Below are 26,434 nucleotides of genomic sequence, written 5' to 3'. Positions count from 1 at the left end.
GGGCGTGCAGGCGGACCGTGTAGAAGATGTGTCCGCACAAAGCAACCTGGCGGTCGCCGGGCAGCGTAGCCAGATCGAGCAAGTGGCCACGGCCATGAACCAGATGTCCGCCACCGCTCAGGAAGTGGCCCGCAGTGCTGCTGCGGCGGTAGACAGCGCGCAGAGCGTCAACCACGAGACCGTCAGCGGCCGTGCCCTGGTGGAATTGCAGGTGGGCAGCATTCAGCGTCTGGCCGATGAGATTGATCAATCGGTGAGCGTCATCAACCAGTTGGCCAACGACAGCGCCTCCATCAGCCAGGTGCTCGATGTGATCAAAGGCATTGCCGAGCAGACCAACCTGTTGGCCCTGAACGCTGCCATTGAAGCGGCCCGAGCCGGTGAGCAAGGTCGTGGGTTTGCCGTGGTGGCGGACGAGGTGCGAAACCTCGCCAAGCGCACCCAGCAGTCCACCGAAGAAATCGAAAAAATGATCGCCAAGCTGCAAGGCGGTGTGGGCGCAGCGGTGAAAACCATGCACAGCAGCCACACCATGGCCGATAACACCGTTAATGAGTCCGGCAAGGTGCAGATCGCCCTGGAGAATATCCTTGGCGCGGTGGGCATGATTGTCGACCAGAACCAACAGATTGCCGCAGCAGCGGAACAGCAGACCGCCGTGGCGCACGATATCGATCAGAACATTGTCGAGATCAACCTGGCCGGGGAGCGCACGGCTGAGGGTGCCAGTCAGACTGAGCAGGCCAGCCGTGAGCTGTCGGGCGAGGTGGCGCATCTGAAGCAGTTGATCAGTGCGTTCCGGGTTTAACGGTTAGTGGGTAAATGATAGGGCCGCCTTTGGGCGGCCTTGTTGTTTCTGCGCTGGGACTGCCCTCACCCCTGCCCCTCTCGCGCAAGCGGGAGAGGGGTTCCAATCGCTGTCCGGCTTGTCTCCCCTCGCCCGCGCGCGGGAGAGGGGCCGGGGGTGAGGGTCGCAGCAAGCATATTTACCAGCCAAACACTCCACGTGCATTCTCGGAACTAACCCGCGCCAACGCCTCCCCATCCACCCCGCATATCCCCGCCAACGCCGCACAAATCTCCGGCAAATGCTCCGGACTATTTCGCTGCTCGGGAAACATGGCCGGCGCCATATCCGGCGAGTCGGTCTCCAACACCACCGCCTCCAGCGGCAACTGCGCCACCACCTTGCGCAACCGCAGCGCCTGCGGCCAGGTCGCCGCGCCGCCAAGGCCGAGTTTGAAACCCAGCTTGATGTACTCCCTGGCCTCCTCATAGCTGCCGGCAAACGCATGAATGATGCCGGCGCGTTTGAGTTTGAAGCGCTTGAGCGTGGCGATCACCTGCGCGTGGCTGCGGCGCACGTGCAAAAGCGGCGGCAGCTCGAATTCGGCGGCGAGCTGCAGTTGGGCTTCGAACAGGGTTTGCTGACGGTCGCGGTCCAGTTCCGGCAGGTAGTAATCCAGGCCGAACTCACCGAGCGCGCAGAGCTTGTCGTGGCCGGCCAGGCGTTCCAGCCAGGTGCGTAATTCGAGCAGATGTTCGGGCTGGTGCTGCTCCAGGTAGAGCGGGTGCAGGCCGAGGGCGGCGTAGAGGCTGTCTTCCTGTTGGGCCAGGTCCCATACGCGCTGCCAGTTGCTCTGATAGACGCCAAGCACCACCAGGCGCTCCACTCCTTTTTGCTGGGCACTGGCCAGAAGCTGGCTGCGATCGGCGTCGAAGTCGGGGAAGTCGAGGTGGGTGTGGGTGTCTATCAGGCGCATGGAGGACAGGGTAAATGGATTTGCGTGACTGTGCCAAAGGGTTGCGTAGTGAGGCGACAGAGGCGGAGCGGGCGATGTGGTATCGGTTGCGTGATCGGCGTTTTATGGGGCTGAAGTTCAGGCGGCAGGTGCCACTGGAGCGGTATATCGCGGATTTCGTTTGTTGGGAGTTGAAGCTGATTGTTGAGCTGGATGGAGGGCAGCATATCGAACGCGCTGCCTATGATCAGCGCCGTAGTCAGTGGCTGGCTGAGCAGGGATATACCGTGCTGCGGTATTGGAACAATCAGGTGCTGCAGGAAATGGAGGTGGTATTGGAGGCTATGCGTTTATGGGTAGAAGAGCAAAAGCGGCCCTCACCCCCGGCCCCTCTCCCGCAAGCGGGCGAGGGGAGACAAGCCTGACGGCGTCGTCTGATAGAGCTCGATTCAGAACCCCTCTCCCGCGTGCGGGAGAGGGGCAGGGGTGAGGGGCTTTTAAAATCAGTGATGCTCACGCGTAGCCCGGAATTTAATCTCAGGCCAACGCTCTTCCATCAAACTCAAATTCACCCGCGTCGGCGCCAGGTAGGTCAAATGCCCGCCGCCATCAATGGCCAAGTTCTCCACCGCCTTGACCTTGAATTCCTCGAGCTTCTTCTTGTCGTTGCTTTCGATCCAGCGCGCCGACCACACGGTAATCGGCTCGTACTGGCATTCCACCTTGTATTCGCCCTTCAGGCGGCTGGCCACCACGTCGAACTGCAGCACACCCACGGCGCCGAGAATGATGTCGTTGCTGCGCTCGGGGAAGAACACCTGGGTGGCGCCTTCTTCGGCCAGCTCTTGCAGGCCTTGGCGCAGTTGCTTGGATTTCAGCGGGTCTTTCAGGCGCACGCGGCGAAACAGTTCCGGGGCGAAGTGCGGGATACCGGTAAAGCCCAGGTTCTCGCCTTCGGTGAAGGTGTCGCCGATCTGGATGGTGCCGTGGTTGTGCAAACCGATGATGTCGCCGGCAAACGCTTCTTCCAGCTGCTCACGCTCGGAGGAGAAGAAGGTCAGCGCATCGCCAATTCGTACTTCCTTGCCCAGGCGCACGTGGCGCATTTTCATGCCTTTCTCGTATTTGCCCGAGCAGATGCGCATAAAGGCGATACGGTCGCGGTGCTTGGGGTCCATGTTCGCTTGGATCTTGAACACGAAGCCGCTGAATTTCTCTTCCACCGGCTCAACCGTGCGCTCGTTGGCCTCGCGGGCCAGCGGCCGGGGTGCCCAGTCGACGACGGCGTCCAGCACATGGTCGACGCCGAAGTTACCCAATGCGGTACCGAAGAACACCGGGGTCAGTTTGCCGTCGAGAAATTCCTGCTGGTCGAACGTGTGGCAGGCGCCCTGCACCAGTTCCAGCTGATCGACAAAACGCTGGTATTCGTCACCCAGGTGCGCGCGGGCTTCGTCGGAATCGAGTTTTTCAATGATCTTCACTTCAGTGCGTTCGTGCCCGTGGCCGGCGGTGTACACGATGATGTAGTCATCGGCCAGGTGGTACACACCTTTGAAGTCGCGGTAGCAGCCAATCGGCCAGGTGATCGGCGCGGCCTTGATTTTCAGAACGGCTTCGATCTCGTCGAGCAGTTCGATCGGGTCGCGGATGTCGCGGTCGAGCTTGTTGATAAAGCTCACGATAGGCGTGTCGCGCAGGCGGCACACGTCCATCAGGGCGATGGTGCGCGGCTCCACGCCCTTACCGCCGTCGAGCACCATCAGCGCCGAGTCCACCGCCGTCAGGGTGCGGTAGGTGTCTTCGGAGAAGTCTTCGTGGCCGGGGGTGTCGAGCAGGTTGATCATGTGCTCGCGGTAGGGGAACTGCATCACCGAGGTGGTGATGGAAATACCGCGCTGCTTCTCCATTTCCATCCAGTCGGACGTCGCATGCCGGTCGGATTTACGCGACTTCACCGTACCGGCCACGGCAATGGCTTTACCCATCAGCAACAGCTTTTCGGTAATGGTGGTTTTACCGGCGTCGGGGTGGGAGATGATGGCGAACGTGCGGCGTTTCGCGACTTCGGCGGCCTGAGTGGTCATGCGGGAACCTGGTCGTGGAGCTGGAAATTGGCCGCGAAGTATACACAGATGGCCGCCCCGTTTGCAGGCGGCGGGCCCAATGGTTTAGCCCGCTTGTGCACGGCGTTCGGTGTAGGCGCGAGCGTGCTCGCGAAGCGGTAGTGAGGCGATCAACCGCTTCGCCAGCAAGCTGGCTCCCACAAAATAACCAGGTGCGGTGGCTGGGCCCAACGGTCAGTCCAACTGAACCCTCACCTTGATAGCCGGTCTGTCAAAAAAGACCCGCACACTGCTCAAACAGTAACTGGGGCACCTACGCTGCAACCCTTGATTGGCAACGGTTTGTGCAGCATTTCGGACGTTTTGTTTGTTATCCAAAACGAGGCGACAAATAGGTGCAAAACAGCGGCATTTTTTGATTGATCTTGCCCCCACATGCTCCTAAAGTTCGCGCCCGAACGTCCATGCTGGAAACGATCCATGCGGCTCAAGTACTGACGACGAGAGATCGATTTCGATACTCGGCGACAAGCCTTGGGAAGTAGGCGAACCAAAGTGGGGAAACGGATTAGACGTTCGCGGCTTTGTCACAAAGCCACCCCTAACTACCTTTGTTTGTTTTGCCCATGGAGTCCCTCGCATGTCGATTCAGGTCGAAGACTACTACCCGCGCGCAACCTTTCAGAAAATGAAGGCGTTTGCCGACCAGCAAGAAACCCCGTTTGTGGTGATCGATACCAGCATCATCAGCCAGGCCTACGACGACCTGCGCGCCGGTTTCGAGTTCGCCAAGGTTTATTACGCAGTCAAGGCCAACCCAGCCATCGAGATCATCGAGCTGCTGCGTGACAAGGGCTCCAACTTCGATATCGCCTCGATCTACGAACTGGACAAGGTCATGTCCGCCGGTGTCGGCCCGGAGCGCATCAGCTACGGCAACACCATCAAGAAATCCAAAGACATCCGTTACTTCTACGACAAAGGCGTGCGCCTGTACGCCACCGACTCCGAAGCCGACCTGCGCAACATCGCCAAGGCCGCGCCGGGCTCGAAGGTCTACGTACGTATTCTCACCGAAGGTTCCACCACGGCCGACTGGCCGCTGTCGCGCAAATTCGGCTGCCAGACCGACATGGCCATGGACCTGCTGATTCTGGCCCGTGACCTGGGCCTGGTGCCGTACGGCCTGTCGTTCCACGTCGGTTCGCAGCAGCGCGATATCTCGGTATGGGACGCGGCGATTGCCAAGGTCAAAGTGATTTTCGAGCGCCTTAAAGAAGAAGACGGCATCGAGCTTAAATTGATCAACATGGGTGGCGGCTTCCCGGCCAACTACATCACCCGCACCAATAGCCTGGAAACCTACGCCGAAGAGATCATTCGTTTTCTCAAGGAAGACTTCGGTGACGACCTGCCGGAAATCATCTTGGAGCCGGGCCGCTCGCTGATTGCCAACGCCGGCATTCTCGTCAGCGAAGTGGTGCTGGTGGCGCGTAAGTCGCGTACCGCCGTTGAGCGCTGGGTGTATGTGGACGTGGGCAAGTTCTCCGGCCTGATCGAAACCATGGACGAGTCCATCAAGTTTCCGATCTGGACCGAGAAGAAAGGCGAAGTGGAAGAAGTGGTCATCGCCGGCCCGACCTGCGATAGCGCCGACATCATGTACGAGAACTACAAGTACGGCCTGCCATTGAACCTGGCCATTGGTGATCGCCTGTACTGGCTGTCCACCGGTGCCTACACCACCAGCTACAGCGCGGTGGAATTCAACGGCTTCCCGCCGCTGAAGGCCTTCTACCTGTAAGCCGTTGCTGAACTAAAAAGCCCCGCAGATGCGGGGCTTTTTTATGCCTGCTTTTGTAGGGTGTGCTACGCGCACCAAGCGGTTTATGGGCAGACCGCTGCAAGACGTGTGAAACAAAAAGCCCACCATGTGCGATTTTTTTATTGCACGTGATTGATCAGAAAGCACCGTCGTCCCCGCGCAGGCGGGGACCCAGAATCGTTCTCTGTAAGGCGTATTCCTGAACCATTCTGGATTCCCGCCTACGCGGGAATGACGGAGAAAAGGGTGAGTGCGACTTATAGAAAAGCGGCATACGCCTGGCGGTCGGTGTCATCGCCCAGCTCAGCGGCGCGGCGGAAATAGTCGGCGGCCAACGCACGAATTTCCGGCTGCTCGGCCCGCTGCAACGAATGCCGCGCCACGCGCAAAAAATTCAGGTTGCCGTGTTGCAGGGCCGTGCGCAGCCAATGGATTGCAGGCTCGATATTTCCCTGTTCCGCCAGCACCGCCGCATAGCTGAACTGCCCGCGAAAATCGCCAGCCTCTGCAGAGCGGCGATACCATTCATGGGCCAGCGCCGTGTCGCGCAGTACGGCCTGACCTTCCTCGTAAAAGCGCCCCACCAGGTTCATCGACTTGGCATGCCCCTGTACGGCTGCACGCAGATACAAGGCAAACGCTTGCGGCGGGTCGCGCGGCACGCCGCGGCCGGTGGCCAGCAGATTGGCCAGGTTGTATTGGCCCCAGTCCAACCCCGCGTCGGCGGCGCGTTGGAAGTGCTCGGCGGCAGCCGGCACGTTAGGCGCAATGCCCCAGCCATGTTCCAGGCAGCGGCCCAGCATGTTGTGCGCCATGGCGTGGCCCTGGCGGGCGGCGATACCAAACCAGGTGACGGCCAGCGCCGGGTCACGCTGAATACCGCGACCGTCCAGCAGCAACTGGCCGAGCAGGGTTTGCGCATCCAACAGGCCTTGTTTGGCGGCGGCCAGAATGGCCTTCGCAGCGCGGCCGGGGTCGACCGCCAGCAGCGCCACCAAGTCTTCGGCGTTCACGTGTTCTTCGCGGCGCAGGCGGGCCTCGGGCACGTTACACGTCCGCCCAGCGGCGCAGCAGGTTGTGGTAGTTGCCGGTCAGTTGCAGCAGGGCCGGGTGGTCGGGCACGTCACGGGTCAGGTGCTGGATGGCCTGGTCCATCTCAAACAGCAGCGTACGCTGGCTGTCCTCGCGCACCAGGCTCTGGGTCCAGAAAAACGAGGCAAAGCGTGCGCCCCGGGTTACCGCTTCCACCTTGTGCAAGCTGGTGCCGGGGTACAGCACCATGTCGCCGGCCGGCAGTTTTACCCGCTGGTTGCCGTAGGTGTCCTGAATCACCAGTTCGCCGCCGTCGTACTCGTGCGGGTCGCTGAAAAACACCGTGGCCGACAGGTCGGTGCGCACGCGCTCCACGCTGTTCCTCACCTGGCGAATGGCGTTATCGATATGGAACCCGAACGCGCCGCCGCCGGTGTAGCAATTGAACAGCGGCGGAAAGACTTTGTGTGGCAATGCTGCCGACATAAACAACGGGTTTTGCCACAAGCGCGTGAGCATTTGCGTGCTTATTTCGCGTACCAGCGGGTTGTCTTCAGGCAGCTGCAGATTGTGCTTGGCTTTGGCTGACTGATGGCCGGCGGTCACTTTGCCGTCGGCCCAGTCGGCTTGCTCGAGGGCGCTGCGAATCTGTTGAATTTCATCGCGCGTGAACACCCCAGGAATATGCAGCAACATGCCGGTATCTACTGTTATTGAAAACAAGTCGCAAATGATAATGCGCTGCGCTGACTGCGTGCAACCGCTTTAAAGCCTTGTGGTACGAGGGTTTCAGAGAGGTGTGAGAACTGTAAGTTTTATGTAAATATTGTTACATGCGAACTATTTGCAATTGCTAACGACAATCCATTGCTCTAGATTTCGCGGCCTTTGCCATTCCTGGGGAGGGAAACCGCATGACCGCCACGCCGTCAGAATCGACTGTTTTTTCGCCACGCTTGCTCGCCACAGCAGTGGGTGTTGCCATGTCTGCTTCGCCTTTGGCGCATGCCGCCGAACCCGTAGCGCTGGACGCTACCAGCGTGGTCGGTGAGCAGGATCAGGCCGACACCTACAAGGTCGACACCTCCGCGTCGAGCAAGTACACCGCACCGCTGCGCGAAACACCCAAAAGCGTCACCGTGATCAGCGACCAAGTGATCAAGGACACCGGTTCTCTTTCTCTGGCCGACGCACTGCGCACCACCTCCGGTATTACTTTCGGAGCGGGGGAGGGCGGCAACCCGGCAGGCGATCGTCCGATCATTCGCGGCTTCAACGCCGAGAGCGACGTGTTTGTTGACGGCCTGCGCGACGTGGCATCGCAAACCCGCGAAGTGTTCAACCTCGAGCAAGTGGAACTGAGCAAAGGCCCAGGCTCGGCCTTCACCGGCGCAGGCTCAACCGGTGGCAGCCTCAACCTGATCAGTAAATCGGCCAAGCAACGTGACTTCGCCGATGCCGGTTTCACCTATGGCTCCGACCAGACCCGCCGTTACACCCTCGACGTCAACCGCGTGCTGACTGACACCATTGCCGCGCGTATCAACCTGATGCAGCACGACGCCAATGTCGCCGGCCGTGCCGGTGTGGATGTAAGCCGATGGGGCGTGGCACCGACCGTGACCTTCGGTTTCAACACGCCGACCCGCGCCACCGTCTCGTACTACCACGTAGAGGGCGAAGACACCCCGGACCTCGGCAATCCGCTGCAAAGCGCCGTAGGTAGCGACGGCGTGCGCACCCCAACCGGCGACAAAGACAAGTTTTACGGTTTCAGCTCGCGTGATTACCGCGACAGCACCACCGATACCGGCACCATCAAGCTCGAACACGACCTGAACGATAACGTCACAATCTCCAACTCCTCGCGCATTGTGCGTACCACGCTGGATTACATTGCGACCAACCCCGATGACTCGCGTGGCAACGTGGCCAATGGCTTCGTTTCGCGCTCGGCCAAAAGCCGTAACTCGACCTCCGAAGGGCTGATCAACCAGACCGACGTCAGCGCACGTTTCAACACGGCTTTCATCGAGCACTCGCTCAACTCCGGCGTCGAGTTCAGCAAGGAAGGCGTGCACAACCGCAACTACTTCGTGACCCCGGGGGCCGGTGGCAACACCTGCAACGCCGCGAACATCAACTCGCACGATTGCACCACCCTGGAAAACCCGAACTACAACGACTCGTTCACCGGCACCATCACCGACAGCAACGCCTACACCGATACCGACAGCAAAACCCTGTCGGCTTATGTGTTCGACACCCTGAAGTTCAATGAGCAATGGTCGCTGAACGCCGGTGTCCGTTATGACGACTATCAAACGCGCTCCCAGGGCGTGACCGTGGCGCGCGGTACCAACAACGTCAACGGTGACTTCGACTACGAAAACAACTCGCACTTCTGGAACTACCAGTTGGGCCTGGTGTTCAACCCACTGCCCAACGGCAGCATCTACGTGGCCTGGTCCACCTCCAGCAACCCGGTCGGTGAAACCAGCGGTGAAGGTGCCGATGGCCTTGGCGTGGCTAACGAGGAGCTGGAACCAGAGCGCAACCGCAACTACGAAGTGGGCACCAAGTGGGACTTCTTCGACGAGCGCCTGGGCCTTAACGCCGCTGTATTCCGTACCGAAAAAACCAACGCACGGGTTACCGATGAAGACGGCCTGACGCAAAACATCGGCGAAACCCGCGTAGACGGTTTCGAGTTGGGTGCCAGCGGCAAGATCACCAACAAATGGCAAGTGTTTGCCAACTACACCTACCTCAATGGCGAGCTGACCAAGAGCGGTGCGGTAAACCTGGGCACCACCGCTGCACCGCGGTATGTCGAGGGCGTTTATGACGGTAACGAGATCCCCAGCGTGCCGCAGAACAGCGCCAGTTTCTGGACCACCTACCAATTGCTGCCGAAGCTGACCCTGGGTGCAGGTGCCTACTATGTTGACTCGCGTTTCGGCAACACCGCCAACACCGTGCAGGTGCCGGACTACTGGCGCTACGACGCCATGGCCAAGTACGTGGTGAGCAAAAACCTGGACCTGCAATTGAACGTGCAGAACCTGACTGATGAGCGTTACTACGATCAGGTTTACTCGACCCACATGGCCCACGTGGCAGCGGGCCGTACGGCATTGCTCAGCACCAACTTCCACTTCTAGGGTTTGACAGCTGGTCTTCTGGCGCTTTTTCCAGAAGCACCGGCCCAGAAACTCTGTGTCAGAACAGCAACAGCCAAGGATGTAACCACCTGAGCAGAACCAGCGGTGTTGCATCCGCCGCTGCGCAAGCCCTGAGCGATGTGTCGCTCGGGGCTTTTTATTGGCGAGGCAGATGGGCGGGAAGCTCGTGTTAGTAAACGATTCGTAAAGGTTGCGTGGTTGCTAGGTATTCTCAAATAGAATTCGCCGCTACTAACGGTTTGCAGCGCTCTAGGGCGCCGGTTCAGGTGAGGTTGTTGTGTTCAAGAACGTGGTATTTCAACTGCATTGGTTCTTCGGTATCACGGGCGGGCTGGTGCTGTCCCTTATGGGCATCACGGGGGCGTTGTATTCATTTCAGGATGAAATTTCCACCGCCCTGAACCCCGACGTCCTGCAAGTGCAGGTGCTTGAAACCGGCGTATTGCCGCCAGCACGATTGGTTGAAAAAGCGCAGGCCGCCGCCGGCATGGGGGTCGCCGGCTTACGGGTGTTCACCCTGGAGAACAAAGCTTCGCAGGTGTTCTTTATGCCCAAGCCGGGCGAGCGCCGTGGGCCGATGCGTTACCTGGACCCTTACACCGGCGAACTGCTGGGCGAGCCGACCGGCAAAGCCTTTTTTGACCTGATGTTCCAGCTGCATCGTTTTCTGGCCATGGGCGAGTTCGGCAAAAACATCACCGGTGCCTGTACCTTGATGCTGCTGTTTTTCTGCCTCTCCGGCCTGTACCTGCGGTGGCCGCGCAACGCGCTGAGCTGGCGCACCTGGCTAACCTTCGACTGGGCCAAGAAGGGCCGCGCCTTCAATTGGGATTTGCACGCCGTGGCCGGTACCTGGTGCCTGGTCTTTTACCTGTTGGCCTCGGTCACCGGCCTGACCTGGTCTTACCAATGGTTTAACCAGGGCGCCTATGCGCTGCTGGGTAGTGCCCCGGCAGGTGAACGAGGTGGCAAGCCCGGTGGTGGTCGCGGTGAAGGCGGCCGTGGTGAACGCAAAGGCCCGCCGCCACAGGCTGCGGAGCCGGTGCCAATCAACTACGACGCACTGTGGGCCAGCGTTACCCAGACGGCCGGCCCGCAGTTGGCGATGTACAACATCCGCCTTCCGCAGGACGCCAAACAGCCGGTACAAGTGGTTTATCTGCTGCAAGACGCTGCCCACGAACGGGCGATGAACGAAATTCAACTTGATGCTTTAACCGGCAAGGTGCGGCGACACACGCTGTACACCGAACAGCCCTTTGGCCAGCAATTGCTGACCAGCATCTACGCCCTGCACGTAGGCAGCTACTTCGGCCTGCCCGGACGCATTCTGGTCACCGCCGCCAGCCTGACCATGCCGCTGTTTTTTATTACTGGCTGGCTGCTGTACCTCGACCGTCGCCGTAAAAAGCGCCAGGTGCGGGCAGCCCGTGGTGGCGTTAACGCCGTGTCGGCCGATGGCGAAAGCTGGTTGATCGGCTTCGCCAGCCAAAGCGGGTTTGCCGAGCAATTAGCTTGGCAAAGCGCCGGCCAATTGCAGGCCGAGGGCTTCGCCGTAAAGGTGCAGCAGCTGGCCAGCCTTAGCCCGCAGCAACTGCGTGAAGCGCGTAATGCGCTGTTTGTAGTCAGCACCTTTGGCGACGGCGAAGCACCGGACAGCGCCCGTGGTTTCGAGCGCAAGCTATTGGGTCAGAACCTGGGCCTCAGCGAACTGAAATACGCCGTGCTGGCCCTGGGCGACCGGCAGTATCAGCACTTCTGCGGCTTTGCTCATCGCCTGCAAGGCTGGCTCAGCCAGGAGGGCGGTAACCCGCTGTTCGCTACCGTGGAAGTCGACAACGGCGACAGCGCCGCCCTGCAGCACTGGCAACAGCAACTTGCGCAGATTTCCGGCAGCGCGGTACCGGCCACCTGGCAGGCGCCCACCTACGGCAACTGGACGCTCAGCGCCCGCGAGCTGCTCAACCCCGGCAGCGCCGGCTCGCCGACTTACCTGCTCAACCTGACGCCGCCCGAAGGCGACCACAGCTGGCAAGCCGGTGACCTGGTGGAGGTGATGCCGCGCAACAGCAGTGCTGCTGTGGATAACTTTCTTGCCGGGCTGGGTATCGCTGCGAGCACCCAGGTGCAGATCGCCGGTTTGCAGGAGACGCTTGCTCAGGCCCTGGCCTACCGTCAGCTGCCGGGCAGCCGCGAGCATCTGGTCGGCCTGCATGCGCAAGCCCTGGTGGATGCGCTGGTGCCAATCAACGCCCGTGAATACTCCATCGCGTCGGTAATGGAAGACGGCGTGCTACAACTGCTGGTGCGGGTTGAAACCCATGCGGACGGCAGCGTGGGCCTGGGTTCTGGTTGGCTGTGTGTGCATGCCTCGGTGGGCGAGGGCATCAGTCTGCGTCTGCGGCGCAACAGTGGTTTCCATCTGCCGAGCGAACCGCGGCCGCTGATTTTGCTGGGTAACGGCACTGGCTTGGCGGGGCTGCGCAGCTTGCTCAAAGCACGCGTCAACCAGGGCTTGAACCGCAATTGGCTGGTGTTCGGCGAACGTAATGCGGCCCACGACTTCTTCTGCCGCAATGAGCTGTTGGGCTGGTTGGATAGCGGGCAGTTGGCGCGGTTGGACTTGGCGTTCTCCCGCGATCAAGCGGAGAAAGTCTACGTGCAGCATCGCTTTTTGGCGGCGGCAAATGAGCTCAAGGCGTGGGTGGATGATGGCGCGGCGATTTACGTCTGCGGCAGCTTGAAGGGCATGGCCGAAGGGGTGGACCAGGCGTTGCGCCAGGTGTTGGGAGATGAGGTAGTGGTGCAGATGACCGAGCAGGGGCGGTATCGGCGGGATGTGTATTGAGTGGGTGATGCGCTCGGGCTGCGATTCTGGATTCCCGCCTGCGCGGGAATGACGGAGATACTCCACATTACACCGTCATCCCCGCGCAGGCGGGGATCCCGTGTTACATCGGCGAGCGCGATGGTGCGCGGAGCACACCCGAAAAGTAGTGGTGGTGCAGTTGACCGAGCAGGGCGGTATCGGCGGGATGTGTATTGAGTGGGTGATGCGTTCGGCTGCGATCTGGATTCCCGCCTGCGCGGGAATGACGGAGATATTCCACACTACACCGTCATCCCCGCGCAGGCGGGTATCCCAGGTTACATCGGGGAGCGCGATGGTGCGCGGAGCACACCCAAAAAGCAGTGGTGGTGCAGTTGATCAAGCAGGGGCGGTATCGGCGGGATGTATATTGAGTGGCTGATCCGTTCGGCTGCGATTCTGGATTCCCGCCTGCGTGGGAATGACGGAGATATTCCACACTACACCGTCATCCCCGCGCAGGCGGGTATCCCGGGTTACATCGGCGAGCGCGATGGTGCGCGGAGCACACCCAAAAAGCAGTGTTGGTGCAGTTGTCCGAGCAGCGGCGGTATCGGCGGGATGTGTATTGAGTGGGTGATGCGCTCGGCTGCGATTCTGGATTCCCGCCTGCGCGGGAATGACGGGGATATTCCACACCACACCGTCATCCCCGCGCAGGCGGGGATCCAGAATCTATCAGGTATCACAACCCGTTAATCACCTCGGCGTGGTGACACGCCACCTGCCGCGCATCGAGCAAGCGCAGCTGCGGCTCTTCGCTTGCGCACCGCTCGGTCGCATGGGGGCAGCGCTTGTGGAAGGCGCAGCCGCTTGGCGGGTTCAGCGGGTTGGGCAGTTCACCGACAATCTTGATTTTCGGCTTGGCCGGGTCTGGGTGAATGGTCGGGGTCGCCGACAGCAGCGCCTGGGTGTAGGGGTGCAGCGGCTTGGCGTAGATCTTCTCCTTGGGCCCCATCTCCGCCGGCCGTCCCAGGTACATTACCAGCACGTCATCGGCCACATGCTGCACCACCGCCAGGTTGTGGCTGATAAACACGTAGGCGGTATTGAACTCGGCCTGCAGGTCCATAAACAGGTTAAGCACCTGCGCCTGAATCGACACGTCCAGCGCCGAGGTCGGTTCGTCCGCCACCAGCACTTTGGGGTTGAGCATCATGGCGCGGGCCAGGGCAATACGCTGGCGTTGGCCGCCGGAAAACATGTGCGGGTAGCGCTGGTAATGCTCAGGGCGCAGGCCCACTTGCTGCATCATCGCCTGCACTTTTTCGCGGCGTTCGCTGCGTGACAGATGGGTGTTGATCAACAGTGGCTCGGCGAGTTGATCGCCGATTTTCTGCCGCGGGTTCAACGAGGCATACGGGCTCTGGAACACCATCTGCACGTCGCGGCGCAGTTGCTTGCGCTCGGCCTTGCTGGCGCCGTTCACTTCCTGGCCGCCAATTTGCAGCGAGCCGGAGGAGGGTTCTTCAATCAAGGTCAGGGCGCGGGCCAGGGTCGATTTACCGCAACCCGATTCACCCACCACCGCCAGGGTTTTTCCCGCTTCCAGATCAAACGAAACGCCGTTCAACGCCCGCACGGTGGCGTGGGGTTTGAACAGGCCACGGGAGACCTCGTAGTGGCGCGTAAGGTCGCGAGCCGTCAGTACTACGCTCATCGTGCGGGCTCCTGGTTGGCGTGGCTAGGCTGGTTAAGCGGGAAGAAGCAGCGCACTTCACCCAGGGCGCTGGGGTCTAGCGTGGGGCGCACATCGCGGCATTTCTGTTGCACGTACGGGCAACGCGGCGACAGCAGGCAACCCTGTGGGCGGTCGTAACGACCGGGCACGATGCCGGGCAAGGTGGCCAGGCGTCTGGCGCCCTGGCTGTGCTCGGGAATCGCCGCCAGCAGCGCTTCGGTGTAGGGGTGCGCCGGGGCGTCGAACAACGCCGGCACCTGGCCCACTTCCACCGCTTGGCCGGCATACATCACGCACACGCGGTTGGCGGTTTCGGCCACCACGGCCAGGTCGTGGGTAATCAGCACCAGGGCCATGTCGCGGTCGCGTTGCAGGTCCAGCAGCAGGTCCATGATCTGTGCCTGAATGGTCACATCCAGCGCGGTGGTCGGCTCGTCGGCAATCAGCAGCTTTGGCTCGCCCGCAATAGCCATGGCAATCGCCACCCGTTGGCTCATGCCGCCGGACAACTGGTGCGGGTAGGCATTCAAGCGGCTGGCAGCACCGGGAATTTCCACCCGTTCCAGCAGTTCCAGCGCGCGTTGGCGGGCGGCTTTGCCGGACAGGCCAAGGTGCTGGCGAATCACTTCTTCAATCTGAAAACCCACGGTGTAGCTGGGGTTCAGCGCAGTCATCGGGTCCTGGAAAACCATGGCCAGGTCTTTGCCGATGATCTTGCGCCGCGCCCGGCCTTTGAGGGTCAGCATGTCGCTGCCATCGAACGTGAGGGCGTCGGCCTTGATGATGCCGGGGGCGTCGATCAGGCCCATCAGCGCCATCATGGTCACCGACTTGCCGGAACCGGATTCGCCGACAATCGCCAGCACTTCGCCCTTGTTCACGTTCAGGTCGAGGCCATCGACCACGGGTACTGCATTGGCGTCGCCGAAGCGCACGCTCAGGTTCTTGATATTCAACAGGCTCATGGCGGGCTCCTCAGACGGCATTCTTGAGTTTCGGGTCGAGCGCATCGCGCAACCCATCGCCCATCAGGTTGATTGCCAGCACGCTGAGCAGAATGGTCAAGCCAGGCAAGCTCACCACCCACCAGGCGCGCTCGATGTAATCGCGCGCCGAGGCCAGCATGGTGCCCCACTCCGGCGTCGGCGGTTGTACGCCCAGGCCCAGGAAACCCAGGGCCGCCGCATCGAGAATGGCCGAGGAAAAACTCAAGGTCGCCTGCACAATCAGTGGCGCCATGCAGTTGGGCAGCACGGTGACGAACATCAGGCGGAACAGCCCGGCGCCGGCCAGGCGGGCGGCTGTTACGTAGTCACGGTTAAGCTCGCCCATCACCGCCGCGCGGGTCAGGCGCACATAGGATGGCAACGACACCACGGCAATGGCGATTACGGTATTGATCAGGCCAGGGCCGAGGATGGCGACAATCGCCACCGCCAGCAGCAACGAGGGCAGGGCCAGCATCACGTCCATCACACGCATGATGGTCGGGCCGAGCAAACGCGGGAAAAAACCGCCCAACAGGCCGAGGAAGATGCCAGGAATCAGCGACATCACCACCGAAGCCAAGCCAATCAGCAGTGACAGGCGCGCGCCGTGGATCAGGCGTGACAGCAAGTCACGGCCCAGTTCGTCGGTGCCCAGCAGAAACTGGCTCTGGCCACCCTCCAGCCAGGCCGGCGGGGTGAGGAGGAAATCGCGGAACTGCTCGCTCGGGTGATGCGGCGCCACCCAGGGGGCGAACAGCGCGCAGAACACGATGACCAGCATGAATAGCAGGCCGGCGACGGCGCCTTTGTTGCGGGCGAAGTGCTGCCAGAATTCTTTGAGTGGCGAGGGGTAGAGCGTACTCGGGTCGGCTACGGGCGCCGGACTGGAAGTAGAAGTTGTCATGGTCAGGCCTCCCTTAACGTTGATGGCGAATGCGTGGGTTGGCCAGGCCGTAGAGGATATCCACCACGAAGTTGACCAGAATCACCAGGCAGGCAATCAACAGAATGCCGTTCTGCACCACCGGGTAGTCACGCGCACCAATCGACTCGATCAGCCACTTGCCGATACCCGGCCAGGAAAAAATGGTTTCGGTCAGCACAGCACCGGCCAGCAGCGCGCCGATTTGCAGGCCGAATACGGTGAGCACGGGAATCATGGCGTTGCGCAGGCCATGCACAAAAATCACCCGTGCCGGCGACAAGCCCTTGGCCCGCGCCGTGCGCACATAGTCTTCGCGCAGCACTTCGAGCATGGCCGAGCGGGTCATGCGGGCAATCACCGCCAGCGGAATGGTGCCCAGCACAATGGCCGGCAGAATGAGGTGGCGCAGGGCGTCGACAAACGCGCCTTCCTCGTCGCTCAGCAGGGTGTCGATCAACATGAAACCGGTCTTGGGCTCAATGTCGTAGAGCAGGTCGATGCGCCCGGACACCGGCGTCCAGCCCAGGCCCACGGAGAAGAACATGATCAGCAGCAGGCCCCACCAGAAAATCGGCATGGAATAACCGGCCAGCGAAATGCCCATCACCCCATGGTCGAATAGCGAGCCGCGCTTGAGCGCCGCAATCACCCCGGCCAACAGGCCCAGGGTGCCGGCGAACAGCAGGGCCGCCAGCGAGAGTTCCAGCGTGGCCGGGAACAGGGTGAGGAACTCATGCCACACGCTTTCACGGGTGCGCAGCGATTCGCCGAGGTTGCCCTGAGCCAGGTCGCCGATGTAGTTCAGGTATTGCTCATAGAGCGGCTTGTTCAGGCCCAGGCGCTCCAGGGCTTCGGCGTGCATCTGCGGGTCGACGCGGCGCTCGCCCATCATCACTTCCACCGGGTCACCGGGGATCAGGCGAATGAGCGAAAAGGTCAACAAGGTGATGCCAAAGAACGTTGGGATCAGTAGTCCCAATCGTCGGGCAATAAAAGTGAACATCGCGGGGTATAGCTCCTCATCAGCCGGTTAGGCATACCTGGCGCTGCACTGAGTCAGCGGCGCCGGGCGTTTTTTATGGCTGCGCGTGGGTGTTCGCGCGCCTTGTTATGGGTCAGCGGGACAATGGTGGTGCCCGTGACGGTGGTGCTGTTTTTTCGTGTTCAGTGCAGGGGCCTGAATCCAGCCCCTTCACTCCAGCCCTCTCCCCGCTGGGGCGAGGGGCAAAGCAGTGGTGTTGCGCCTTACTCGATCAATCCCCTCTCCCAGGGGAGAGGGCTAGGGTGAGGGGGGAATTTCGACCCCTGCCCGGTACTCACGTTTGAAGCCCGCCAACCGCAACGGTTCACCCCGTTGCTCTGGCCGGTTGGCCTGGCCAAAAGGGCGCGTATTTTTCGCCCATTCGCCGGGTCCTGCAACACAGCATAGGCGTTGCCTGACGGCCGGCCCAACGGCACCTGCGGGCTTTGTAGCTTCATTCTGACGGCGCAATGCGCCGCACCTTGGCGAAATTGTTCGAACCCATGGGGCTCAGCTCAAAGCCCTGCACATCGCGGCGGATAACGCTGAATTGCTTGGGGTGCGCCAGCGGAATCCACGGCGCCTGTTGATGAAATATCGCCAAGGCGCGGCGGTACAGCTCGGCCCGCTGGCGCTGGTCGCTGATGCCGCGCGCCTGGGTGATCAACCCATCGAATTCGCTGTTGCACCAGCCGGCCTGGTTCTCGCCGGAGCGCGCGGCGGCGCAGGAAAGGTTGGGCGTCAGAAAGTTATCCGGGTCGCCGTTGTCGCCGGCCCAGCCCATGAAAATCAGATCGTGCTCGCCATTCTTGGCGCGCTTGAGCAGCTCGCCCCATTCGTACACGCGAATGGTGGCCTTGATGCCCAGCTTGCCCAGGTCGTCCTGCAAGAGCTGCGCGCCGATGCCGGGGTTGGGGTTGGTCGGGCCGCCGCCGGGGCGGGTCCAGATGGTCAGCTCAAAGCCCTTGTCCTGGCCGGCCTCCTTGAGTAATTGCCGGGCGCGGTCCAGGTCATGGGGCCAGTCGGCAATGCTTGAGTCGCTGCCCCACAACGTCGGCGGGTAGGGCGCCACGGCCGGGCTGGCGCCGCCCTCACCAAACTGCGCGCGCACATACACGGCCTTGTCGAACGCCATATTGATGGCCTGCCGCACGCGCACATCGTCCAGCGGCGGGTGGCGGGTATTGATGCCTAGGTAGGCGATCAGCAGCGAGTCGAGTTCCAGCACCTTAAGGTTCGGCTCCTTACGCAGGGCCGGAACATCGGTGGGGCGCGGGTACACCGCCACCTGGCAGTCGTTGGCCTTCAGGCGTTGTAGGCGCACGTTGGGGTCGGGGGTGATGGCAAAAATCAGTTGCTTGAGTGGCGGCGCGCCGTCCCAGTAATCCGGGTTGCCGCGAAAGCGCACCTGCGCGTCCTTGCTGTAGCGCTCGAATACAAAAGGCCCGGTGCCAATGGGTTGTTGATTGAGCTGTTCGGGTTTGCCGCTGGCTAGCAAGTGGCTGGCGTATTCGGCGCTGTAGATCGAGGTAAAGCCCATGGCCAGGTCGGCCAGAAACGGTGCCTCCGGATGCGTCAGGGTAAACACCACGGTGTGGGCATCCGGCGCTTCGATACGGGCGATCAACGCGGCCATGCCCATCGACTCGGCATAGGGAAAACCGCTTTTGGCCAGGGCGTGCCAGGGGTGTTTGGGGTCGAGCTGGCGCTGGAAACTCCAGAGCACATCCTCGGCATTGAATTCGCGGCTCGGCGTAAACGCCTTGCTGTGGTGAAACTTCACCCCTTTGCGCAGGTGAAAGGTGTAGGTAAGCCCGTCTTCGGAAATGTCCCAGCGTTCAGCCAACCCCGGAATCAACTCGGTGCTGCCGGGAGCGAAATTTACCAGGCGATCAAACACCGTTTCCGATGACGCGTCGGCGGTGGTTGCAGCGGTGTACTGCACAATATCGAAGCCCTCGGGGCTGGCTTCGGTGCACACCACCAGGGATTGTTCGGGGGCAGCGGCGTAAGAAAAATTGAGGGCGAGCAACAAGGTGCAAGGCAATAAACGCAGTGCCCGAATTGTCATGGATGCCCTCGGCGCTCAACAAAAAAGAAAAACCGCCTGGCGCGAACCAGGCGGTTGTCGGTGGCTTACTTCTCTACGCTTACGCCGTAGAAGGAGTTCAGGGCAAACGGGCTGATCTTGAAGTCTTTAACCGATTTGCGCATCGGCTGATAAACAGTCGAGTGAGCAATCGGGGTGATCGGCACCTGGGCCTTGAGAATCTGCTGTGCCTGCTTGTACAGCTCGGTGCGCTTGGCCTGGTCGGTGGTGCGCTTGGCAGCCTGAATCAACTTGTCGTAGTCCTTGTCGCACCACTTGGAGAAGTTGTTTCCGTCTACCGCGTCGCAGCCGTACAGGGTGCCCAGCCAGTTGTCCGGGTCACCGTTATCACCGCTCCAGCCAATCAGCATGATGTCGTGCTCGCCACCCTTGGCGCGCTTCATGTACTCGCCCCATTCGTAGCTGACGATCTTGGCTTTGATACCGATCTTGGCCCAGTCCGCTTGCAGCATCTCGGCCATCAGCTTGGCATTGGGATTGTACGGACGCTGCACGGGCATGGCCCACAGGGTGAACTCGGTGCCTTCGGCTACACCGGCTTCCTTGAGCAGCGCCTTGGCTTTCTCCGGGTCGAAGGCCGGGTCTTTGATGGTGTCGTCATAAGACCACTGGGTTGGCGGCATGCCGTTTACGGCCAACTGACCAGCGCTCTGGTACACGGCGTCGATAATGGCTTTCTTGTTCACCGCCATGTCCAGCGCCTGACGCACTTTCAGCTGTTCCAGCGGTTTGTGCGTCACGTTGTAGGCGATGTAGCCATCGTTGAAACCGGCCTGCTCAGGCAGCAGCAGGTTGGGGTCTTTTTTCAGCGACTCGAGGTCGGCCGGGCGTGGGTTGAGGGTGATCTGGCATTCGTTGGCCTTGAGCTTCTGCATGCGTACCGAGGCGTCGGTCACGATGGAGAAGATCAGGTTGTCGATCTTCACGTCCTCAGGCTTCCAGTAATCCTTGTTGCCGATGTAGCGGATCTGCGCGTCTTTCTGATAACGCTTGAACACGAACGGGCCGGTACCGATGGGCTTCTGGTTGATGTCGGAGGCCTTGCCTTCCTTCAACAGCTTGTCGGCGTACTCGGCGGAGTGAATGTCGGCAAAGCTCATGGCCAGGTTCTGGATAAACGCGGCATCGACGGCGGCCAGGGTGAACTTGACGGTCTTGTCGTCGACCTTTTCCACCTTGGTGATGTTGGTGTCCATGCCCATATCGGTGAAATACGGGAACTCGGTGGGGTAGGCCTTACGGAACGGGTGGTCCTTGTTGAGCATGCGCTCGAAGGTGAACAGCACGTCGTCGGCGTTGAAATTACGCGTGGGCTTGAAGTACTCGGTGGTGTGGAACTTCACCCCTTCGCGCAAGTGGAAGGTGTAGGTGAGGCCGTCTGGCGATACATCCCAGCTGGTGGCCAGGCCCGGTACCACGGCGGTGCCGCCACGCTCGAACTGCGAGAGGCGGTTGAACATGGTTTCGGCGGCGGCATCGAACTCGGTGCCGGTGGTGTATTGCGCGGCATCGAAGCCGGCGGGGCTGCCTTCAGAACAAAACACCAGGGTGCTGGCGGCCTGGGCGAATGGAGCGCTGACGAGCAATCCGCTTGCTAATACAAAGGGAAGGGCAACTTTCTTATGCATGGTGGCCTCAAGTTGTTGTCATTTTTTCGAGTTCGGCCCTCAGGTCATGAGCGGCCGAATAGCGAGAAACTATGCAGGGCGTGTGCCCACTACAAGGTACATAAGTCAAAGAGTGTAGAAGCTGTGGCGGGATCGTCCGAGGATGTCGCGTTTTTGTAACTGTTGGTGGGCTGACTGCTGAGTCGGGGAAAAGACGGGGAGATGTGTGCGGGGAAAGTGCTTCGGATCGGAGCACTGTAGGAGCGAGCTTGCTCGCGAAGGGCGTTGCGCGGTAACCCTGGTGCAGGCGTAGGGCGAATATCGCCTTGGCGATATCCGCCGTTGCGATCGTGGAGGCCGCGGCGGATACCCTTCGGGTATTCGCCCTACGGTATCCGCGTTAGCAGGTGGGTTACGGCATCTGCACTTCAATCACACCATCAGCGGCCACCGTCACCTCGCTGGTGCCGGCTTCAATCTCTTGCGGCGCCGCGGACTTGCTCATCGACGCCATGGCGTCCATGCGCATTGGGCGAATCGGCTGGAAGCCGGCGCTGTTCAGGTTCAGGCTCACCAGCTTGTAGCTCTTGCCACCCACGGCCGCAGTGGCGATATCGGCGCGCGCCTTGAACGCGGCAACGGCGTCCTTGAGCAGCTCGTCTTCCGCTTTTTTGCGCGTGGGGTTGGCGATGGCGAAGTCCATGCCGCCCATCTTCAAGTTTTTCAACAGGTCGGCGGTGAGCTTGGACAGGGTGGCGAAGTCGGCGCTTTCCAGGCGGATTTCCCCGCGCTCGCGCCAGCCAGTGATCTGCTGGCCGTCGTTGTCGTAGATCGGGTAGCTGTTACGGCTGCCGAGTTTTACGGTAACGCCCTTGGCCTGGCGGGCGCGCTCCACCGCGATGTTCAGGGTTTCGGTGGTGTCGGCGGCGAGCTTGGCCGGGTCGTCGTTTTGCGCCTCGGTATAGAGGGTGACATTCATCAGGTCGTGGGCCACGTCCTGGCTGACTTCGGCGCGCAGCGCCACCTGGTTGTAGCGAGCCTCATCGGCATGGCTGGGCAGGGCGGCCAGGGTGGCAGCACTGAGGGCGATGGCAGCGGTAAGACGGCTGAGCGAAGACATGCAAACTCCTTGTTGGCGCGAGGCAGGATTACGCGCATCAGACTGTAGCGGCGGGGGTGGGTTCCGTCACGGGCAAACACGTCTGCCGGGCCAAACGCTGCGGCTGGTTGCCGCACTTGGCACTGTTTGTCGCACCGGTGGTTATACTCGCCCGTCTTCGAAGCTCTCATCAGGAGCGCTCATGCTTGCCCCCGTGTTACTGCTGTCCGCCAGTCGCCAAAACCTGTGGCGCCTGAGCCTGATTCGCGTGCTGGTGCTGGCCGCCCAGGCCAGTTCCGTGGGCGTGGCCTACCTGCTCGACCTGCTGCCGCTGCCCTGGCTGCCGCTGTGCCTGACCCTTGTCTGCTCCGCCGTGCTCTGCGCCCTTACCGCCTTGCGCCTGCGCGGGCCCTGGCCGGTCACCGAGCTGGAATACGCCGCGCAGCTGGCCTGCGATCTGCTTATCCACAGCGTGCTGCTCTATTACTCTGGCGGCTCCACCAACCCGTTTGTGTCTTACTACCTGGTGCCGTTGACCATCGCCGCCGCCACCTTGCCCTGGCTGTACTCCATGGTGCTCAGCGGCCTGGCACTGACCGGCTACACCGCGCTGCTCATCTGGTACCACCCGCTGCACCTGCATGGCGTGCAGCACGAAGCCATGCTGATCAGCCTGCACCTGTTCGGCATGTGGCTGAACTTCGCCCTGTCAGCCGCCTTCATTACCTTCTTCGTGGTGAAAATGGCCGGTGCCGTGCGCCGCCAGGTGCAACTGCAGGCCGAGCGTCGCGAAGAAAGCATGCGTGACCAGCAACTGCTCGCCGTCGCCACCCAGGCCGCCGGTGCGGCCCACGAACTGGGCACGCCGCTGGCCACCATGAGCGTACTGATCAAGGAACTGCGCCGCGAGCACCCCGACCCGCTGCTGCAAGAAGACCTGGCCGTGCTGCAAGAACAGGTGCGCCTGTGCAAAGACACCCTGCAGCAACTGGTGCGCGCCGCCGAAGCCGACCGGCGCCTGACGGTGGAAGAACAATCGGTGGCCGGCTGGCTGGAAACCACCCTCAACCGCTGGCACCTGATGCGTCCGGAAGCCACCTACCGCTATCAGATCCTCGGCATCGGCTCGATTCCGCGTCTGGCCCCGCCGCCGGACCTCACCCAGGCGCTGCTCAACCTGCTGAACAACGCCGCCGACGCCTGCGCCGATAAGCTCGATATTCGCGTGGACTGGAACGTGCTGGAAATGTGCATCAGCATCCGCGACCACGGCGCCGGTGTGCCGCTGGCCATTGCCGAGCAACTGGGCAAACCCTTTATCACCACCAAAGGCAAAGGCTTCGGCCTGGGCCTGTTTCTGAGCCAGGCCAGCGTTACCCGCGCTGGCGGTTCGGTGAAACTCTACAATCATGAAGAGGGCGGCACGCTTACCGAGCTGCGCCTGCCTCGTCAGCCAAGCTGAACCGGAGAAGCCAATGAGCGAAGAAACCCCCATCGAAGGCGAAGAGCAACCGCACCTGTTGCTGGTGGATGACGACGAAACCTTCACCCGCGTAATGGCGCGCGCCATGAGCCGCCGTGGCCTGCGTGTGTCCATCGCCGGTTCGGCCGAAGAAGGCCTGACCCTGGCCGAGCAGGACATCCCCGACTACGCCGTGCTCGACCTGAAAATGGAAGGCGACTCGGGCCTGGTGCTGCTGCCCAAGTTGCTGGCACTCGATGCCGAAATGCGTGTGGTGATTCTTACCGGCTACTCCAGCATTGCTACCGCCGTTGAAGCGATCAAACGGGGTGCCTGCAACTACCTGTGCAAACCGGCGGACGCTGACGACGTGCTGACGGCGCTGGTATCCGAGCACGCCGACTTGTCCACCCTGGTGCCGGAAAACCCGATGTCGGTGGACCGCCTGCAGTGGGAACACATCCAGCGCGTGCTCGGTGAGCACGACGGCAATATTTCCGCCACCGCACGGGCCTTGGGCATGCACCGGCGCACCTTGCAGCGCAAACTGCAAAAACGCCCGGTACGGCGCTGAACTCCCCGTTCGGCGGGCTATCCAAGAGCGCTGGAAGCTGTCTTAATCGGTGTATCCGCCCTACGTGGACGAATACCGTAGGGCGAATATCGACGCCGTCGATATCCGCCGTTACACCGAACTTCGCACCCCCTACAAGAGCGCCCTCAGAGGCGTTTTTTTATAACCATTGCGAGTGCCCCTCATGAGCAAGAACGCCGAATATTCAGCGGTCAATGATGCGCTGCCCAGTCACTTCTTTTCCCGCGTGTGGCAGCTCGCCAGCGCCTATTGGCGCAGCGAAGAGAAGGGCATGGCCTGGTTGCTGCTGATTGTGGTGATTGCCATGTCGCTGGTGGGGGTGGCGATTTCGGTGTGGTTCAACAGCTGGTATCGCGACTTTTACAACGCGCTGCAAAACAAAGACCTCGCAGCGTTTACCCAGCTGATTCTGTACTTCTGCGGGATTGCGGCGGTGGCAATTGCCATTGCCGTGTACAAGCTCTACCTCACGCAGATGCTCACCATCCGCTGGCGGCGCTGGCTCACCGAGCAGCACTTTGCCGCCTGGCTCGCGCACAAAAACTACTACCGCCTCGAGCAAGCCGGCTACACCGATAACCCTGACCAACGTCTGGCCGAAGACCTCAACAGCTTTACCGACAGCACCCTGAGCCTTGGGCTGGGGCTGATTCGCAACGTGGTCAGCCTGGTGTCGTTCTCTGTGATTCTCTGGGGCGTGTCCGGCAGCATGGAAATTTTCGGCATCGACGTGCCGGGCTATATGTTCTGGGCCGCGCTGCTCTACGCGCTGGTCGGCAGCTGGCTGGTGCATCTGGTGGCGCGGCGTTTGATCGTGCTCAACAACAACCAACAGCGTTACGAAGCCGACCTGCGTTTTGGTCTGGTGCGCATTCGTGAAAACGCCGAGAGCATCGCGCTGTACAACGGTGAGAACAACGAACAGCAACGCCTGATGGGGCGCTTCAACAAGGTGTGGGGCAACTTCTGGGAACTGATGAAGGTGCAAAAGCGCCTGACCTTCTTCAGCTCCGGTTACGGTCAGATCGCCATTATTTTCCCCATGATCGTGGCCGCCCCACGTTACTTCGCCGGCAAGATCCAGTTGGGCGACCTTATGCAAATCAACTCGGCCTTCGGCAATGTGCAGGAGAGCATGAGCTGGTTTATCGATGCGTACGCCAGCCTGGCGGCATGGCGTGCTACCTGCGACCGGATTCTGAGTTTCCGTCAGGCCTTGGCCGAAGGTGACAGTCTGGACGCCAACCCCGCCATCCACCGTACCCGTGAGGCCGGGCAGGTGAACCTGAGCCAGGTGCAGTTGAGCCTGGCCGATGGGCGTGTGCTGTTGAACCCTTCCGACCTGACTATCGCGCCTGGTGAGCATGTATTGCTCAGCGGTGCCTCGGGCAGTGGCAAGAGCACGTTGTTGCGGGCGTTGAGTGGGTTGTGGCCGTTTGGCTGCGGGGCGTTGAATTTGCCGGACAGCAGTCTGTTTTTGCCGCAGAAGCCGTATTTGCCGATTGGCAGTTTGCGGGCGGCGTTGAGTTATCCACAGCCGGAGAATGCGTACTCCTCGGAGCGTTTGGAGGAGGTGTTGCAGGCGTGCAACTTGGCGCACCTGTCGGCGCGGCTGGATGAAGAGGATCACTGGGAGCGGGTGTTGTCGCCGGGTGAGCAGCAGCGGGTGGCGATTGCTCGCGCGTTGTTGGTGGAGCCGCGGTGGTTGTTCCTGGATGAGGCCACCTCCGCGATGGATGAGGTGAATGAGACGGCGGTTTATCGGTTGCTGACGGAGAAGTTGCCGGGGAGCAGTCTCGTCAGTATTGGGCATCGGTCGAGTTTGCAGCAGTTTCATTCGCGGCAATTGCGGTTGGTGGATCAGGGGTTGGTAGAAGCCTGATAGCTTTAGCTTGTTTCTCGGGAGCGGTGATGGTCTTCATCACCGCGTGTGCGGGTGATGCTTTTGTAGGGTGTGCTTTGCGCACCTTTTCGGTTTATCAGACGACTGTTTTTTCTGTTTTACCGCGTGTGCTGAACGGTCTGTTTCGCGCCTTACGCGCGACTTACTTTTAGCATCGCCGGATTGCCGGACCACCCAAAAGTAAGCAAAAGGTCTAGCCCCCACCTTGGGTTTTCACTGCGTGAAAACTTCCCTCGTTACATCGCCGCTCCGGGGGCACGCCACGACGGGCCGTCCCTGGCCCATCGTGCCTCTCGCGGCATCCATGCCGCTCAACCCCCTCC

20 protein-coding genes are annotated in these 26,434 nt (G+C 61.1%); 9 read left to right on the top strand and 11 right to left on the bottom strand.

The features are described 5' to 3' along the window. Positions 1–94: 94 nt before the first annotated feature. Positions 95–808, top strand: a complete 714-nt coding sequence (locus tag PKE98_RS27205; protein ID WP_373877885.1) for a methyl-accepting chemotaxis protein — start codon at positions 95–97, stop codon at positions 806–808. A gap of 178 nt (positions 809–986) precedes the next feature. On the opposite strand, the gene PKE98_RS18895 is transcribed toward PKE98_RS27205, so the two are convergent. Continuing rightward, positions 987–1,763 (bottom strand): TatD family hydrolase, encoded by a 777-nt coding sequence (locus PKE98_RS18895; protein WP_271196879.1) that lies wholly within the window; start codon positions 1,761–1,763, stop codon positions 987–989. Positions 1,764–1,777: 14 nt separating this feature from the next. Between PKE98_RS18895 and PKE98_RS18890 the strand changes: the two genes are divergently transcribed. Next, positions 1,778–2,167: an endonuclease domain-containing protein gene (locus PKE98_RS18890; protein WP_271196878.1), complete on the top strand. Its 390-nt coding sequence runs from the start codon at positions 1,778–1,780 to the stop codon at positions 2,165–2,167. A gap of 78 nt (positions 2,168–2,245) precedes the next feature. Here the strand turns inward: PKE98_RS18890 and PKE98_RS18885 are convergent, their stop codons facing one another. Continuing rightward, the gene (locus tag PKE98_RS18885; RefSeq protein ID WP_271196877.1) at positions 2,246–3,829 is read right to left on the bottom strand and encodes a peptide chain release factor 3; all 1,584 of its coding nucleotides are present in this window, start codon (positions 3,827–3,829) and stop codon (positions 2,246–2,248) included. Positions 3,830–4,448: 619 nt separating this feature from the next. Here PKE98_RS18885 and PKE98_RS18880 point away from each other — a divergent pair. After that, on the top strand, positions 4,449–5,612 hold the full coding sequence (locus PKE98_RS18880; RefSeq protein WP_271196876.1) for a type III PLP-dependent enzyme: 1,164 nt from the start codon (positions 4,449–4,451) through the stop codon (positions 5,610–5,612). Positions 5,613–5,890: 278 nt separating this feature from the next. Here PKE98_RS18880 and PKE98_RS18875 read toward each other — a convergent pair whose 3' ends face one another. Further along, positions 5,891–6,679, bottom strand: a complete 789-nt coding sequence (locus PKE98_RS18875) for a tetratricopeptide repeat protein (protein ID WP_271196875.1) — start codon at positions 6,677–6,679, stop codon at positions 5,891–5,893. Position 6,680: 1 nt separating this feature from the next. Further along, positions 6,681–7,361, bottom strand: a complete 681-nt coding sequence (locus tag PKE98_RS18870; RefSeq protein WP_271196874.1) for a Fe2+-dependent dioxygenase — start codon at positions 7,359–7,361, stop codon at positions 6,681–6,683. Between the two features lie 218 nt (positions 7,362–7,579). Here PKE98_RS18870 and PKE98_RS18865 point away from each other — a divergent pair, with 218 nt between their 5' ends. The 3 genes from PKE98_RS18865 (at position 7,580) to PKE98_RS18855 (ending at position 13,418) form a co-directional block, all read left to right on the top strand. Further along, positions 7,580–9,829 (top strand): TonB-dependent receptor, encoded by a 2,250-nt coding sequence (locus tag PKE98_RS18865; protein WP_271196873.1) that lies wholly within the window; start codon positions 7,580–7,582, stop codon positions 9,827–9,829. 298 nt (positions 9,830–10,127) lie between these two features. Next, positions 10,128–12,698, top strand: a complete 2,571-nt coding sequence (locus PKE98_RS18860; protein WP_271196872.1) for a PepSY domain-containing protein — start codon at positions 10,128–10,130, stop codon at positions 12,696–12,698. A gap of 384 nt (positions 12,699–13,082) precedes the next feature. After that, complete coding sequence (locus PKE98_RS18855; protein WP_271196871.1) at positions 13,083–13,418, top strand: hypothetical protein; 336 nt, start codon at positions 13,083–13,085, stop codon at positions 13,416–13,418. On the opposite strand, the gene PKE98_RS18850 is transcribed toward PKE98_RS18855, so the two are convergent. From PKE98_RS18850 to PKE98_RS18820, 7 genes are all read right to left on the bottom strand, one after another. Then, on the bottom strand, positions 13,405–14,379 hold the full coding sequence (locus PKE98_RS18850) for a peptide ABC transporter ATP-binding protein (RefSeq protein WP_271196870.1): 975 nt from the start codon (positions 14,377–14,379) through the stop codon (positions 13,405–13,407). The two genes, PKE98_RS18855 and PKE98_RS18850, sit on opposite strands and share 14 nt — an antisense overlap. Further along, positions 14,376–15,365 carry an ABC transporter ATP-binding protein gene (locus PKE98_RS18845; RefSeq protein WP_271196869.1) on the bottom strand — a complete coding sequence of 330 codons (990 nt, stop codon included), beginning with the start codon at positions 15,363–15,365 and terminating at the stop codon, positions 14,376–14,378. The genes PKE98_RS18850 and PKE98_RS18845 overlap by 4 nt, the downstream gene beginning before the upstream one ends. Positions 15,366–15,375: 10 nt before the next feature. Then, complete coding sequence (locus PKE98_RS18840) at positions 15,376–16,293, bottom strand: ABC transporter permease subunit (RefSeq protein WP_271196868.1); 918 nt, start codon at positions 16,291–16,293, stop codon at positions 15,376–15,378. A gap of 13 nt (positions 16,294–16,306) precedes the next feature. After that, entirely contained in the window at positions 16,307–17,317 is a 1,011-nt protein-coding gene (locus tag PKE98_RS18835) for an ABC transporter permease subunit (RefSeq protein ID WP_271196867.1), read from the bottom strand. Between the two features lie 472 nt (positions 17,318–17,789). After that, positions 17,790–19,406: an ABC transporter substrate-binding protein gene (locus PKE98_RS18830; RefSeq protein ID WP_271196866.1), complete on the bottom strand. Its 1,617-nt coding sequence runs from the start codon at positions 19,404–19,406 to the stop codon at positions 17,790–17,792. 65 nt (positions 19,407–19,471) lie between these two features. Beyond that, positions 19,472–21,073 (bottom strand): ABC transporter substrate-binding protein, encoded by a 1,602-nt coding sequence (locus PKE98_RS18825; RefSeq protein WP_271196865.1) that lies wholly within the window; start codon positions 21,071–21,073, stop codon positions 19,472–19,474. 391 nt (positions 21,074–21,464) lie between these two features. Continuing rightward, positions 21,465–22,172, bottom strand: coding sequence for an SIMPL domain-containing protein (locus PKE98_RS18820; protein ID WP_271196864.1), 708 nt, complete (start codon positions 22,170–22,172; stop codon positions 21,465–21,467). A gap of 181 nt (positions 22,173–22,353) precedes the next feature. On the opposite strand from PKE98_RS18820, the gene PKE98_RS18815 reads away from it, so the two are divergent. The 3 genes from PKE98_RS18815 (at position 22,354) to PKE98_RS18805 (ending at position 26,090) form a co-directional block, all read left to right on the top strand. Beyond that, entirely contained in the window at positions 22,354–23,613 is a 1,260-nt protein-coding gene (locus PKE98_RS18815) for an ATP-binding protein (protein ID WP_271196863.1), read from the top strand. 13 nt (positions 23,614–23,626) lie between these two features. Further along, positions 23,627–24,187: a response regulator transcription factor gene (locus PKE98_RS18810; protein WP_271196862.1), complete on the top strand. Its 561-nt coding sequence runs from the start codon at positions 23,627–23,629 to the stop codon at positions 24,185–24,187. A 184-nt stretch (positions 24,188–24,371) separates the two neighbouring features. Further along, positions 24,372–26,090, top strand: coding sequence for an ABC transporter ATP-binding protein/permease (locus tag PKE98_RS18805; protein ID WP_271196861.1), 1,719 nt, complete (start codon positions 24,372–24,374; stop codon positions 26,088–26,090). Positions 26,091–26,434: the final 344 nt, after the last annotated feature.

This window comes from Pseudomonas turukhanskensis (assembly GCF_027922365.1).
Taxonomy (GTDB): domain Bacteria; phylum Pseudomonadota; class Gammaproteobacteria; order Pseudomonadales; family Pseudomonadaceae; genus Aquipseudomonas; species Aquipseudomonas turukhanskensis.
The sequence above is the reverse complement of the archived record's forward strand: the minus strand, read 5'-3'. Positions and strand labels throughout refer to the sequence as shown.